12 protein-coding genes and 1 tRNA gene are annotated in these 13,939 nt (G+C 36.0%); 6 read left to right on the top strand and 7 right to left on the bottom strand.

Annotated features, from left to right (window positions below):
* Positions 1 to 13: 13 nt before the first annotated feature.
* From sdhA to sdhC, 3 genes are read right to left on the bottom strand one after another with little or no spacing between them, the layout of a single operon-like run.
* A complete protein-coding gene (gene sdhA / locus GQR59_RS07805) occupies positions 14 to 1,780 on the bottom strand; it encodes a succinate dehydrogenase flavoprotein subunit (protein ID WP_160061420.1) in 1,767 nt (588 codons plus the stop codon).
* A 1-nt stretch (position 1,781) separates the two neighbouring features.
* Complete coding sequence (gene sdhD / locus GQR59_RS07800; RefSeq protein WP_160061419.1) at positions 1,782 to 2,126, bottom strand: succinate dehydrogenase, hydrophobic membrane anchor protein; 345 nt, start codon at positions 2,124 to 2,126, stop codon at positions 1,782 to 1,784.
* On the bottom strand, positions 2,120 to 2,494 hold the full coding sequence (gene sdhC / locus GQR59_RS07795) for a succinate dehydrogenase, cytochrome b556 subunit (RefSeq protein WP_160061418.1): 375 nt from the start codon (positions 2,492 to 2,494) through the stop codon (positions 2,120 to 2,122). The genes sdhD and sdhC overlap by 7 nt, the downstream gene beginning before the upstream one ends.
* A 396-nt stretch (positions 2,495 to 2,890) precedes the next feature.
* Between sdhC and gltA the strand changes: the two genes are divergently transcribed.
* Positions 2,891 to 4,168, top strand: a complete 1,278-nt coding sequence (gene gltA, locus GQR59_RS07790) for a citrate synthase (RefSeq protein WP_160061417.1) — start codon at positions 2,891 to 2,893, stop codon at positions 4,166 to 4,168.
* Positions 4,169 to 4,226: 58 nt separating this feature from the next.
* On the opposite strand, the gene GQR59_RS07785 is transcribed toward gltA, so the two are convergent.
* Positions 4,227 to 4,832 (bottom strand): hypothetical protein, encoded by a 606-nt coding sequence (locus GQR59_RS07785; RefSeq protein WP_160061416.1) that lies wholly within the window; start codon positions 4,830 to 4,832, stop codon positions 4,227 to 4,229.
* 721 nt (positions 4,833 to 5,553) lie between these two features.
* Between GQR59_RS07785 and aat the strand changes: the two genes are divergently transcribed.
* On the top strand, positions 5,554 to 6,264 hold the full coding sequence (gene aat / locus GQR59_RS07780; RefSeq protein WP_160061415.1) for a leucyl/phenylalanyl-tRNA--protein transferase: 711 nt from the start codon (positions 5,554 to 5,556) through the stop codon (positions 6,262 to 6,264).
* A gap of 287 nt (positions 6,265 to 6,551) precedes the next feature.
* Here aat and GQR59_RS07775 read toward each other — a convergent pair whose 3' ends face one another.
* Positions 6,552 to 6,950, bottom strand: a complete 399-nt coding sequence (locus GQR59_RS07775) for a CBS domain-containing protein (RefSeq protein WP_236546688.1) — start codon at positions 6,948 to 6,950, stop codon at positions 6,552 to 6,554.
* A gap of 137 nt (positions 6,951 to 7,087) precedes the next feature.
* Between GQR59_RS07775 and GQR59_RS07770 the strand changes: the two genes are divergently transcribed.
* Positions 7,088 to 7,633 carry a DUF2058 domain-containing protein gene (locus GQR59_RS07770; protein WP_160061414.1) on the top strand — a complete coding sequence of 182 codons (546 nt, stop codon included), beginning with the start codon at positions 7,088 to 7,090 and terminating at the stop codon, positions 7,631 to 7,633.
* 114 nt (positions 7,634 to 7,747) lie between these two features.
* Positions 7,748 to 10,075, top strand: coding sequence for a PilZ domain-containing protein (locus tag GQR59_RS07765; RefSeq protein ID WP_160061413.1), 2,328 nt, complete (start codon positions 7,748 to 7,750; stop codon positions 10,073 to 10,075).
* Between the two features lie 181 nt (positions 10,076 to 10,256).
* Here the strand turns inward: GQR59_RS07765 and serB are convergent, their stop codons facing one another.
* Entirely contained in the window at positions 10,257 to 11,282 is a 1,026-nt protein-coding gene (gene serB / locus GQR59_RS07760; protein ID WP_236546687.1) for a phosphoserine phosphatase SerB, read from the bottom strand.
* A 115-nt stretch (positions 11,283 to 11,397) separates the two neighbouring features.
* Between serB and GQR59_RS07755 the strand changes: the two genes are divergently transcribed.
* Together GQR59_RS07755 and GQR59_RS07750 are read left to right on the top strand one after the other, a co-directional pair.
* On the top strand, positions 11,398 to 12,048 hold the full coding sequence (locus GQR59_RS07755; RefSeq protein ID WP_160061412.1) for an AhpA/YtjB family protein: 651 nt from the start codon (positions 11,398 to 11,400) through the stop codon (positions 12,046 to 12,048).
* Between the two features lie 117 nt (positions 12,049 to 12,165).
* Positions 12,166 to 12,241: transfer RNA gene (locus GQR59_RS07750), tRNA-Val, on the top strand.
* Positions 12,242 to 12,586: 345 nt separating this feature from the next.
* Here the strand turns inward: GQR59_RS07750 and GQR59_RS07745 are convergent.
* Positions 12,587 to 13,912 carry a HipA domain-containing protein gene (locus GQR59_RS07745; protein WP_160061411.1) on the bottom strand — a complete coding sequence of 442 codons (1,326 nt, stop codon included), beginning with the start codon at positions 13,910 to 13,912 and terminating at the stop codon, positions 12,587 to 12,589.
* Positions 13,913 to 13,939 lie beyond the last annotated feature (27 nt).

Below are 13,939 nucleotides of genomic sequence, written 5' to 3'. Positions count from 1 at the left end.
ATCTATAAACCTTCTAGTAAACACGCGCTTTAGGTGGGAAAGCTTCACGTAGTACTGGCGCCATATTAACGTCACGTTTACACATACTTTCTGTTTCTGCAATGTACATACTGTGGTGTAACCAGTTAGCATCATCACGGTCAGGGAAATCGAAGCGACTATGTGCACCACGACTTTCTGTACGGAAGTTAGCAGACTTAGCGGTTGCTAAAGCTGTTTCCATTAAGTTATCTAATTCTAAACATTCGATTCGGTCAGTATTAAACTCACTGCTCTTATCGCTTAATTTTGCATTTTTAAGACGTTCGCGAATTGCTTCAAGTTCAGCAAGACCTTCAGCCATTGCAGGACCATCACGGAATACACCAAAGTTATTCTGCATACATTCTTTTAAATCTTTACGAATTTCGTTTGGACATTCAGTGCCGGCACCTTTTTCCCAACGATTGTAACGTTCTAATGCAGCTTCAATATTGGCTTCTGTAGGCTCTTTTGCAGTATTTTCAAGGCTTAATACTTTACCAAGATGTTTACCGGCAGCACGTCCAAATACCACTAAGTCTAATAAAGAGTTACCACCTAAACGGTTGGCACCATGAACAGATACACATGCGATTTCACCTACCGCAAACAACCCTTTCACTTCAATATCTTTACCGTCTGCATCAAGTTTTAATGCTTGACCATTAACCGTCGTAGGAACGCCACCCATCATATAATGACAAGTTGGAATAATTGGAATCGGCTCATGCACAGGATCAACATGTGCAAAAGTACGAGATAATTCACATACGCCAGGTAAACGACTTTCTAGAACATCTTTACCAAGGTGATCTAGTTTCAATTTAATGTGTGTTCCCCAAGGACCTTCACAACCACGACCCTCACGAATTTCAATCATGATAGAACGAGCAACAACGTCACGACCGGCTAAATCTTTAGCATTCGGTGCATAACGTTCCATGAAGCGTTCGCCATCTTTATTAAGCAGGTAACCACCTTCACCACGACAACCTTCAGTAACCAATGTTCCCGCACCCGCTATTCCGGTTGGGTGAAATTGCCACATTTCCATATCTTGAACAGGCACGCCTGCACGTAATGCCATACCAACACCATCACCAGTATTAATGTGTGCATTCGTTGTTGAAGCATAAATACGACCAGCACCACCTGTTGCAAGAACAGTTGCTTGCGCTTTAAAAACACAAACTTCACCAGTTTCAATTTCAATGGCTGTACAACCAACAACATCACCATCGTCATTTTTAATTAAATCAAGTGCGTACCATTCAGAGAAGATAGTTGTTTTGTTTTTAATGTTCTGTTGGTAAAGCGTATGTAGCAAGGCATGACCCGTTCGGTCTGCAGCCGCTGCAGTACGAGCAGCTTGCTCACCACCAAATTCTTTAGATTGGCCACCAAAAGGACGTTGGTATACAGAACCGTCTTCAAAACGAGAAAAAGGCAATCCCATATTTTCTAATTCACGAACCGCTTCTGGTCCTTCATTACACATATATTCGATAGCGTCTTGGTCACCGATAAAATCAGAACCTTTAACCGTATCGTACATGTGCCATTGCCAGTTATCTGCATGTGCATTGCCCAATGCAACAGTAATACCACCTTGAGCTGATACAGTGTGTGAGCGCGTTGGAAATACTTTCGTAATCAACGCACAGCTTTTGCCTTCCTGCGAAATAGAAAGTGCCGCGCGCATACCTGCACCACCAGCACCAATAACAATCGCATCAAATTCACGAATAGGTAAACTCACCTTAAACACCCCACAAAATTACAAAACCAAAAACAACATACGCGAATGCAACTGTCGTTAACACAAACTGTAATGTGCCACGTAATAACGTACATTTAACGTAATCTGTTAACACTTGCCAAATACCAATCCAAGAATGAACAAGCATTGAAACCAACGCCATTAACGTCAGCACTTTAGTAAATGTTAAAGAGAAAAAGCCTGTCCAGACCTGATAAGTTAGATCAGTCGAAGCAATGAAGCCTACAAGATATAAAATGTAAGCTAGAAGAATGACGGCACTGGCGCGCAATAAAATGTAATCATGCACACCACTTCGTCCAAAAGTACCTGCAACCTTTACCATACTAAAATCCCCGCTAATATTGATAGTACAGCAGTAATTGCAAAACCTACTTTTGCACTTAATGAAGCACTCTCTAACTCTTCCCAATGACCTAAATCTTGTATCATATGTCTAACACCAAAAACAGCATGGTATGCAAGACCCGTTAACGAACCCCAAAAAATAAATTCTACGATGAACAAGTCAAAATATCCTTGTACACGTTGAAAATCTTCAGCGGAGGTTAGCGAACAATTTAGGAGGGTTAAGAATATTGCCAAGGCAATAAAAACGATAATCCCAGAAATACGATGCAGAATAGATGCTGTAGCAGTAATGGGAAATTGGACCGTGGATAGGTCTAAATTTTTTGGTCTCTCTTTGCGCACAATTTTTCTCTTTATTAATGGCTAAAAGTAAGGGGTTGTTTTCACAGGCACTATTGTTAGCATAATGTTAACACTTTGTGACAAGTAAAATATTTCTTTTGTGAACCAAACACAATTAAAAATAAAGTTTGTGACTTATTAGACATAAAATAAACACAAAAAATTTCAGCTCACTCAAGACCCAGATTACCAGAGACCGCGCCAGACTTGTAGTGCTAATTGAGAAAATTTTCTTTTAATATTGATTGTACTTTTTCTCTGTTCGGAGTAATTTTAATTGTTAACAACTTCAGCTCTCAAAGTTGAAATGTTAAATTTGACAAGGTCAATGTTAGACTGTAAAAATATGCCATCAAAAAAAAGAGTATAAATAATTTTAAGTCAAGGGAGAGAATAATGTCGGATAAAGTCGCAATACTTCATTTACCAGGTCAGGATCCTGTAGAACTACCAATCCATCAAGGATCGGCTGGTAATGATGTAATTGATATTCGTAGCTTAGGTAAAACTGGTTACTTCACTTACGACCCTGGATTCCTTGCTACAGCTTCTTGTGAGTCTGCAATTACTTACATCGATGGTGACAAAGGAATTTTATTACACCGTGGTTACGCAATAGATGAATTAGCAGATAAATCAGATTATTTAGAAGTTTGTTATCTGTTGTTAAACGGTCAATTACCTAGCACAGAAGAATTTGCAAAATTCAAACATACTGTACTTCACCACACTATGTTACATGAGCAACTCGTTGCTTTTTACCGTGGATTCCGTCGTGATTCGCACCCAATGGCAATCATGGTTGGTGTTGTTGGTGCCCTATCTGCTTTCTACCACGATTCATTAGATATTTCTAACGAATCTTGTCGTGAAATAGCAGCATTTCGTCTTATTTCAAAAGTACCAACACTTGCAGCAATGAGTTACAAATATTCTGTAGGCCAACCATTCATGTACCCAGATAATACATTGTCTTATGCGGGTAACTTCTTGAAGATGATGTTTGGTATTCCTTGTGAAGAATATGTGGTTAACCCTGTTTTAGAAAGTGCAATGGATAAAATTTTAATCCTTCATGCTGACCATGAACAAAATGCATCAACGTCTACTGTACGTTTAGCGGGTTCATCTGGTGCTAACCCATTTGCATGTATTGCAGCGGGTATTGCTTCTTTATGGGGTCCTGCACATGGCGGCGCTAATGAAGCATGTTTAGAAATGTTAGAAGAAATTGGTTCTGTTGATCGCATTCCTGAATTTGTTGCAAGAGCGAAAGATAAAAATGACCCATTCCGTCTTATGGGCTTTGGTCATCGTGTTTACAAAAATCACGATCCACGTGCAACAGTAATGCGTAAAACATGTCATGAAGTACTTGAAGAGTTAAACATTGACGATCCACTTCTAGATGTAGCAATGGAACTAGAGCGTATTGCGCTTGAAGACCCATACTTCATCGAGAAAAAATTATACCCGAATGTAGATTTCTACTCAGGTATCGTTTTACGTGCAATGGGTATCCCACGTACTATGTTTACAGTAATCTTTGCTGTATCACGTACTGTTGGTTGGATTTCACACTGGAAAGAAATGCTAGATCAACCAGGCCAAAAAATTGGTCGTCCTCGTCAGTTATACACTGGTGAAGTAGATTTAACGTACCCAGAGAAATAAAAATAGCCATAAAACGCTGAATCAACCCTCACCTTAGTTTGTGAGGGTTGATATTTTTTTAACTCGACTGTTTAGACCATTGCATCAATTTCTTCTTCGGATACTTTTTCATTAGTTCTCTTTGAACCTTCAAACTATATTCATTTTTAACATCATCTACTTTTAGTAATGTCTTCGCATACAGCATTCGGGCATAAGTCTGTTTTTTAAGGGTAAGGTGCTTCAGTGTGCAAACCTTAGCGTAAACTGCAGCTTTAACTAAATCTCCCTCTTCAGTTTCTTTATCAAAATTAATCCCATTTTCAACATCATTTATATGTGCAAGTTCATGCATCAGAAAAACATATCGATAGGCCTCGTTCATTATATTTCCATTACAATCTGAGCCATACGGAATAAATTCATTTTGAATAAACACAGCAGCTTTGTCTTCATTATTTAACGTATAAAACTGTGTCGAGCTACCCATTTTTTGGGCTACATCACTGCCACACTCTGTGAACGCTTTAAAATTAATAGCAGTATCAAACTTAACACGATGTCTGATCATCAAATCATGTGTTGGAATACTTAAATCTGGCGTTAAAATAATGATAATTTTTCCATTCGCTTCTTCTTTTTGTTTTAGCACTTCAAACAAATTTTGATAATTTACGTCACTCATACATATTCACTTAATTTTTTATTACAATAAAAGAAATTTAAACACACTAATTCAACTTAAGATAACAAATACATAAGTTAAATAGGTTTAATAACGATTAAATATATTTGTAACCTACATCCTTAAAGGAAAGATAGGTGAATTGATGGATACACTTTAATAACATACTGTTTCTTTTATTAAATTCAAAAGACAAAATAATTTTTGGTTTATCATTTAGAAAGCAACTTAAAAGAAGACCTAATCAGATACTCGTATCGATTTACGATAAGTTAAACATAATGAGAGCAACACCTTAAAAACCTTAACTTACTGACATATAACACTAATACTTAACATAGACATTTAAAAAATCATCACTAGCAACAAACTCATCACACGACACCACTTTGCAGCACCACTAAGTATCACAACTATAAAGCAAAACTAAGCAGCACAGTTAATCAACATATTTAAACAACGTCGCTAAACAATAAAATTAAGCAACTTATCCAAACAACATGGCTAAACAATACAGCTAAGCAACTTATCTAAACAACATGGCTAAACAATACAGTTAAGCAACTTATCTAAACAACACGACTAAACAACATGACTAAACAATAAAGTAATTCATATTACAAAATGATTGCTTTGCATTGACGCTACATAGTAACGTTTAACAAACACTTATTTAATAAACTGGCTATATGCGAGTTATCAAAACAACTTTAGAGATCCCATGTCAAAACAACTGTTTGTATTGTCTCCTGACGATGTTTATTTTCCTGATCCAATCAACTCAATGGAAGACCCTGAAGGTTTATTGGCTATTGGAGGCGATTTATCTACCACTCGTTTACTTCAGGCTTATCAACAAGCCATCTTCCCGTGGTTTTCTGAAGGTGAGCCTATATTATGGTGGAGCCCTATTGAGCGTGCAGTCATAAACCCCGCACAAGTACGTATTAGTAAAAGTATGGCAAAGTTTATTCGTCACACTTCGTTAACGGTAACAATTAATCATGCCTTCACAGAGGTTATCAATGCTTGTGCCCTTCCACGTAAAACACAAGCAGAGACATGGATAAGCCCTGCAATAAAAAATGCCTATAAACAATTACATCAAAAAGGAGCAGCGCACTCAGTTGAAGTCTGGGATAAAGATAAATTGGTCGGCGGTTTATATGGCGTTAATATTGGCTCAGTATTTTGTGGAGAATCGATGTTTCATCAACAAACCAATGCATCAAAATTGGCTTTTATTGCCTTGTGTCAACATTTCAGTCGTTATCAAGGTCAAATAATTGATTGTCAAATGATGACGCCGCATTTAGAAAGTCTAGGGGTAGTCGCTAATACAAGAGACGACTTTATTGAGCAGTTAACACAATATAAAAATACGATTATTGCTAAAAGCTGTTGGGACAAACAGGAAATCACGGTACTTTGAGTACTTTTCGTTACCATTAGCAGAAGAAATATATAAATGAATTAATGTTAAATCCAATATATTTAGCAAACATAAATGTGCAACCTATTGCACATTTATAGATAGACTTCGATATGATTGGTAACCATATTTGGAATACGTTATTTAAGTTGGATGATTTAAAAAACCAGCGATAAAAAGTAGTAAGCAATAAGTCACTGGTAATAATTAAAGATGATAATTAAAGGTGATAGTAACTAAAGTTGATAGTAACTAAAGTTGATAGTAACTAAAGATGATAATTGGAGTTATAACTGAGTTTTCATCGCCCCTAACACCATTTTACGCGTGATTAAACCAACGTAAACATTATCTTCATCTAATACCGGATACATTTTTGGTTTCTCATGTATCATTTTTTGCGCTAAATCCACAATACTAAGCGTCGATGGGATACTCAACGGTGAGTCAGACATAACATCTTCGACTAATGCAGAATGGTCACTGTAATAGCTAGCCTCAATGATTTTAGCTAAACAATCTTGCTCTGATAACCACCCAACAACATGGCCTTCACTATTAACGACAGGGCCACCAATTAAGTTGGAACCTAATAGTTTTTCCACTGCAGTTTGTAAATTCATCTCTTTAGTAAATGCAATACTTTTACCTGACATGAATTGTTTCACTTGTAGATTTTTTAACATATTCAGCTCCTTTTATTATTTTGTGTATATTTTATACATGATTTCAATCTAAACCATTTTAATAACAAAGTCGATATTTCGAATAATATAGTGTGATAAACTAATTCCTTTATATATCATCACTGAAGGGTTTCAATATGGCTTCATTACAAGACCAATTAATGAATTCAGGTTTAGTTAATAAACAGAAAGCAAAGCAAGCACAAACAGACAAACGCCGCCAAGCAAAACAAAAGAAGAAAAAAGGCACTGTCGTAATCTCAGACTTGCAACTTGCAGTACAACAAAAGGCAGAGCTCCAAAAGCAAAAAGACCTTGAAAATAATCAACAAACACAACAAGAGTTGGCAAAACGTGCTGCTCATGGGAAATTAATACAAATGATTGCCCAACATTGTGAAAAAGATTATCAAGGTGAATTAGACTACCACTTTACTTATGACAACAAAGTAAAACGCATTGCCGTTAAACCCATTATTCAAAAAGGCCTAATTAAAGGTGTTTTTGCAATTTGTGTATTAAATGAAGAGTTTTATCTAATCAATAAAGAAGCGGCAGAAAAATTACGTGCTATAGATGAATCAGTGTTAGTGGCTTTACACGATCAAACTGAAGTTGAACCTAAGAATGATGAAGATGACCCTTACGCAGAGTTCGCAATTCCTGACGATTTAATGTGGTAAACCACAAAAATCCATATAAATAAGTGACTTATCGCCAGCAGGATCTAAAATAGCTTTACGGGCATGTATTTCAGTCTGGCAATATTCTATCCATAACAAGAGACGCCTATATTTATGAACGTAAAGGACTACCAATCACAAATCGAAACGCTTATACCATTTAATAATACTGCTGACTTTAATAGTATGCTCGATAAGGTTTTTTTTGGTGAAAGTAATAGCGATAAATTTCTCATTAAAATGGAAATAAGTCGCATTACACAACCTTGCACAAGAATTATAGATCTGCGTGAAAAAGTAACCGATATAACAAAGCAATACACCTACTTTGATCAAACACATTACCTAACGGTCGGTGCAGACAAAGCACTAGCATCAGCAATCAAACTCTACGGTGAGTATACCATTGGGGCTTACGAGCAAGTTTTAGAGTATGTACAAACAATAAAACAACAGCAAAGTGAGCAAGCTACTAAAGTAATCAAAACAGCCACAAATGAAAACATAACTGAAAATATACAATTAAATAATCATCGTAAGCAAGCAGCTGCACGTATGTTTTATGTTTCAAAAATCGAGGTTACATTTGAAGACGGTGTGGTACATCAAGCATCCACATCTAATATTTCTATTTCAGGCTTAAAGATAAAATTACTCGAAAAACGCAGTCACCTTGATGGTCAATTAATTAAAGTTAGTTTTACAACGCTAAGTAAAGAATATAAAGATAAAGCGATAACCGATCAAAAAATCAATTATCGTTTAGTCAAACAACAACAAGAAAACACAGGTTTTTATCTTTACCTTAATCTTGAAGATGACAAACCACTGTTCGTTAATTTCATTAGATCTTTTATCAGATCTAACCAGCATAAATATAAACTCGATGTACTATATTACTTTCGTCTTGCTCGTGAGAAATGCTTAAAAGACAGCACGTTCATGGCCATGAACAGTCTGCCCATTTATCTAAATGCAGATAGTAATAAACCTATTTTATTTATGCTAAGGAATGCAATAAACAAAGAAATATTAAATGATTGGCGTTGCAAAAATTCCAATCAATTACCTTTCTTATTTAGTAAAGAACGTCTTGCTAATTTGTTAACATTTGCGAAACCCAAATTAGTTACAACGGTTTATAGTTTTACCTACATAAGCGAAGGGGAAGAATTCTTATTGTCTGCAACGGAAGAAGAGTTGCAACAGGACAATTTAAAACACTTATTCGTTGAATACGGTAGAAGTAAGTCAAATTGGCGATGCTACCACCTAACGTTACAAAACTATCAATATCAAGCCATAAAAAGCTATGAACTAACAGACATTCGACCACAGATATTTAGCGAGATTACACATCTAGCAACGTTAACGTCTATCGCAACCAAAGAAATAATAAAAATAGATACGCGCTCAGAAAAAGGCAATCCGAACTTATTAAATAAATATGTTCACCGCCAAAAAGAAGAGGGATTTACGCCTGTATACGATTTATTTCCTGAAGAGTTACGTAAAGAAGAACGTTACCGTTATAACAGTGCTATCAGTTTAAAAACGAATGATGCGAGTTTAACAGGTAAAATTATTGATTTTTCTAGCTCAGGTTTAAAAATACAACTTGATGCGACGAAGCTAATCTCAAGACGTAGCTTAATCAAAATAGACTTTATTGACCTACAAAAAATATCGACTCAATTTGAATTAACCAATATCGAATATCGTGTTATTTCATCCAGCCCAAATAGTGTCTATCACTTACAAGTCGCTTCGCGTGAAAGCTATATGGCGATGTATCAATTCTTTTCAGTCTTAGTCGCGAAGAACCCAACACACTTTAAAGAAATCCCACTAAAGTCATACAAACAACCTGTAACAACACGTTTACACGAAGTAGCTGAACCTGCCCTATCCCAAGCTTTCTTTTATGTGTCATCTCAAAGTGGACGACCTAAGATTAGTTTCTCATCGATAGCTGAAGACGCTAAAACGCTTAAACAAATATTTAGTTTTGGCACCAACAACGAAAATCAAAACAACCATATTGCACTCTCTAATAAAAAATTATTAGACAGGTTATTAATCGCACCACTCAGAGCGGCTTGTACGCAACAAGAACCACTCAATTTTGAGCGTACTATTTACGTGAATAAAATACAAAGTGACAATAAAAAGTGGTCAATTGAAAGTTATTTAGATGAGGACTTTGAATCTCAAAAAAGTAAAAGAGATTTTATTTTAAAGCATAAAAAACTCAATCAATTACAAATACTACATTACCGTTTAACGCCAATAGCAGCGCCTAGCCTAAAGGTGATCAGTTCAGAACTAAACGTCATCTCTTGCTATGCAATGCATTTAAGTAAACGTATCGAAGATGAAATGTTAAACATCAATGCGATCATTGAAATAACTGACCGTACCGAACAAATCTTAGGTGTGTAATATCAACAAACGACCAAGGAATTGAATAAAGCTAACCTTCTTCAAAACGGTTAGCTTTATTGATAAGTAAAAGATTATCGTTAAGCGTTATAGTTAAAAGTCATGGCCAAAAGTAATAGCTAAAAGTCTTCGTTAAAAGCATAGCTAAAAGTCATAGCTGAAAACATTCACTAAACGGCTTTTAGTTAGAAACTGAACCCGATTTTAACAAACACAACGCGCCATCTAAATCCAAGTTATTTAATGCAACAGATGCTTTCTCTTGCACAATCGGCTTAGCATGAATAGCAATGCCTAAAGAAGAAGCCGCCATCATCACTAAATCATTCGCACCATCACCAATCGCAACCGTTTGTGACATTGGAATATTATAGCGAGTGGCTAATTCCTTTAAAGTACGCGCTTTAACATCCGCATTAACAATCTCACCGGTTACTTGACCTGTTAACGTATTATCAATAATCTCTAAGGTATTAGCATAAGCCGCATCAAAACCATGATCGTCTTTTAATCTATTAGCAAAATACGTAAACCCACCAGACGCAATAGCCACTTTCCAATTGGCTACTTTTAAGCCTTTAACCAGCTCAACTAAACCAGGCATTAATGGCATATTATCCGCCACTTGTTTAATCACGCTTTCAGGTGCGCCGGCTAACTTTCCAACACGAGTACGTAAGCTTTCATTAAAGTCTAACTCACCACGCATAGCAGCCGCTGTAACAGCAGAAACTTGTTCTCCTACCCCATATAAACGCGCAATCTCATCAATACATTCCATCTGTATCAGCGTCGAGTCCATGTCTAATAAGACTAAACCCGGCTTATCAAAATCAGGCAGTTTAGCGACTAATGCAATATCACAACCCTTTTCACTAGCAAATAACTTGATGTCATTTTTTAACATCACTTCAGACGTATTAAGAGATAATCGAATAAATTCAACGCCTTCAATACAACCTAAATGGGTTAACTTAGCTTGTGTAACGTCGTTTTCAACTAATAATGAAGTTAATTCAACCAACAAATCAGTATTCAGGCCTTTAGCCATCACCACTAATTCTGATTTAGGTAAAAATGGAATGGTAGACTCTTCATTAATTAAGAATAATGCATCACTTTTTTCAAACTCTGATTGTAAATCAGAATGCCATTGCATAATTGAAAGAGAGTTTGTAGGAAGTTGAAGTGCTATAGTAGTTTCCACTGTAATATGCCTATGGGTTAATTGCTGTAAATTCTGTGATAAAAATAAGACTCACAAGATAGCGATTGCTAATTTATAATGCAAGCATAGATAGAATAACTGGAAGGTAAAGCATATGAGTAATAAGTTTTTTTGGTTTACACGTACATTACAAATATTAGCTATATTAGTATTATTTGCTGTTATTGCTTATCAATTCATTAGTTTAGAAAATGAATCTAACGCTGTGCGTTATCAACAAACCGAAAAATTCTCTTACTCTTTAACCAATTTAGCCGCCGCTGAAGCATCTCGTTACCTCTCTCAAAAGAAAGAAAAAGACTTACAGTTACTTATTGATGACCTAAGTGGTGATCCAATAGTAAGAGATGCCACTATTTATGACGAGTTCGGCAAAATCATGTATCAATCAAAAGAAACATTACCTTTACCGGTACTCTTAAAACTTGGCGATAAAGAAAGCGATGATGCAGAAGGCGTGATCCCTTATATTGCCGAATTATATTCTGAGGACACTAAGATTGGTTATATACGAGTGACATTAGAGCAAGATCGTATATTAAGCTTAATCCAAAACTATCAAGAACGTGGTTTATCTATCTTAGGGCTATTACTTATTTTAGCATTCATCGCTGGTGTACTATTAATGGCCGTATTTTATAAAAAATTAAACCGTTTTTATGAACAACTTGTTTCTGAAGTCCCAAAATTAATCGAACGTACCAAACAAGAAGCCGCAAAACTGCAAAAAACGGAGCATAAATAAGCATTCAAACTCCACAGTGCACAAAAATACATCAAACAAACTAATGTTAGTAAAGTTTTATTGACAGCGTCATCGATATGCAGCAAAATCACTTCGCTTTCAACAGCTTCTATATAAGCTCGCTTAACTCAGTTGGTAGAGTGCCGCCATGACATGGCGTAGGTCACTGGTTCAAGTCCAGTAGCGAGCACCAAATTATAATAAAAGAGCCCACTTAATGTGGGCTTTTTTATATCCAAAAATTGTACATAATAAATAATACCAACCACACTAATTAACTGTCCTATTTTTAAAATCAGTTATTTAATATAATTCCTAAATTCGCATAAACGATTGCACTTATCACTTGAATTCAAGATTGTATTATGAATATGTTTGGTTCTTTATCTAAGATTGTAACGCTTCGGTATATCGGAATTACTAAAGATGATGTTAATAAAGACTTTGTTGAGTTGGAGATTTAGCCTTCTGGATTATTTCCACCAACTGCACAAAACCCTAAGGCACAAAGTGTGCCTTAGGGTTGTTGGTTTAATGTTTAATGTTCCATTGCATTAATATATGAAATCCACTTATCTGCGTTCTCTCTAAATTCAACAGAGATACGTTCTTCATTTTTTACTTCACCCCAAAACGCTAAACCTAGATTTCTACCAACAAGCCAACTCTCTTCATCAATATTTTTCGGTTTCTTGACGCTAATATCAGGTTCAGGAAGGTCTCCTTTGGTAGGCATATATAACATCGGCAAAATATCATAGGCAGGTGTTAAACCAGCAAGTTTTAGATCTTTTAAAAATAATGAAACATTCCCATTATGCGTGTCACTATTACCAATAAAGCGACTATAAGCTAACCAAGTATTCAGTAGCTTCATATCTTCATCACTCAATAACCCTTCTCTATTAAGCTCCGTTCCAGCTTCAACCCAGTCGCCAACGTATCCAACAAATTCAGCAATTGCAGTTTCTAATGACACCATCCCAACTTGCCCTTCGTTGCCATTTACAACTAGACGATCAAAGCGTTGAACTTCCAAATATGCCCTTTCCTCACTAATTAACAATTCAGTCTTAGCGGCATGCCCATTGTAATTGCCCAAGATAGATAATGCGATATGTTCACAGACCAATAAATCTTTAATTCTCAATGCAACAGGATTATTAATGTTAATTGTCGGGGAATATTTAACTAAACTAATGCCACATTCATTCCCATTGCGAAAACGGCTGTGAAATTTAGGTTGTTCACCACCTGCAGAACTCCCTAAATTGGCGCCTTTCGCTAAATCGATGACATATTTATCATAGTTCTCAAGCCTTACAGACGTTTTTAGATCATTTACGTTGAATTCTTTTGCTGCAGAGAGCTTAGAATACAGCTCAAAATTTCCCGATGAATCATAGGAAAAATGAACAAGATAACGAAGTAAATCATCGCTTTTCCATTGTTCTGGTTTAGCAGGTACGTTAATTTTAGCGCTAACATTATTGGCAATCATGCGACCAATAAACCCCTGGGGTTTTAAATCAGAAAAATACCAAGGTAGATCATCATATTCAATGATTGAATCGTCTCTTTCTAAGATCGTTCCTGAATGTGTTACCCACAATTTCCCTGTGATTGATACTTTCGCATTTTCATCAACTTCACGTACTACTACTGGTTGTTCAATATCTGCAATTTTTCTCAAATAGGCATATTTAGTATTTTTCCCTAAACCTAAACGTACTACTTTCCCCTCTTCTATGTACAAAGATAACCTTCTCGTCATTGTAGAAGGGCTAACCTTGAAAAAATCAGCTAATTCAGCAATAGAAACAAGCCCAGACATTCTAAAATATGTAATTAAACGGTCAACCATGATGAGAACCCTGAGCCTATGAATGCC

The sequence above is a fragment of the Psychromonas sp. L1A2 genome, from assembly GCF_009828855.1.
Taxonomy (GTDB): Bacteria; Pseudomonadota; Gammaproteobacteria; order Enterobacterales; family Psychromonadaceae; genus Psychromonas.
This window is presented reverse-complemented; position numbering and strand designations above follow the sequence as displayed.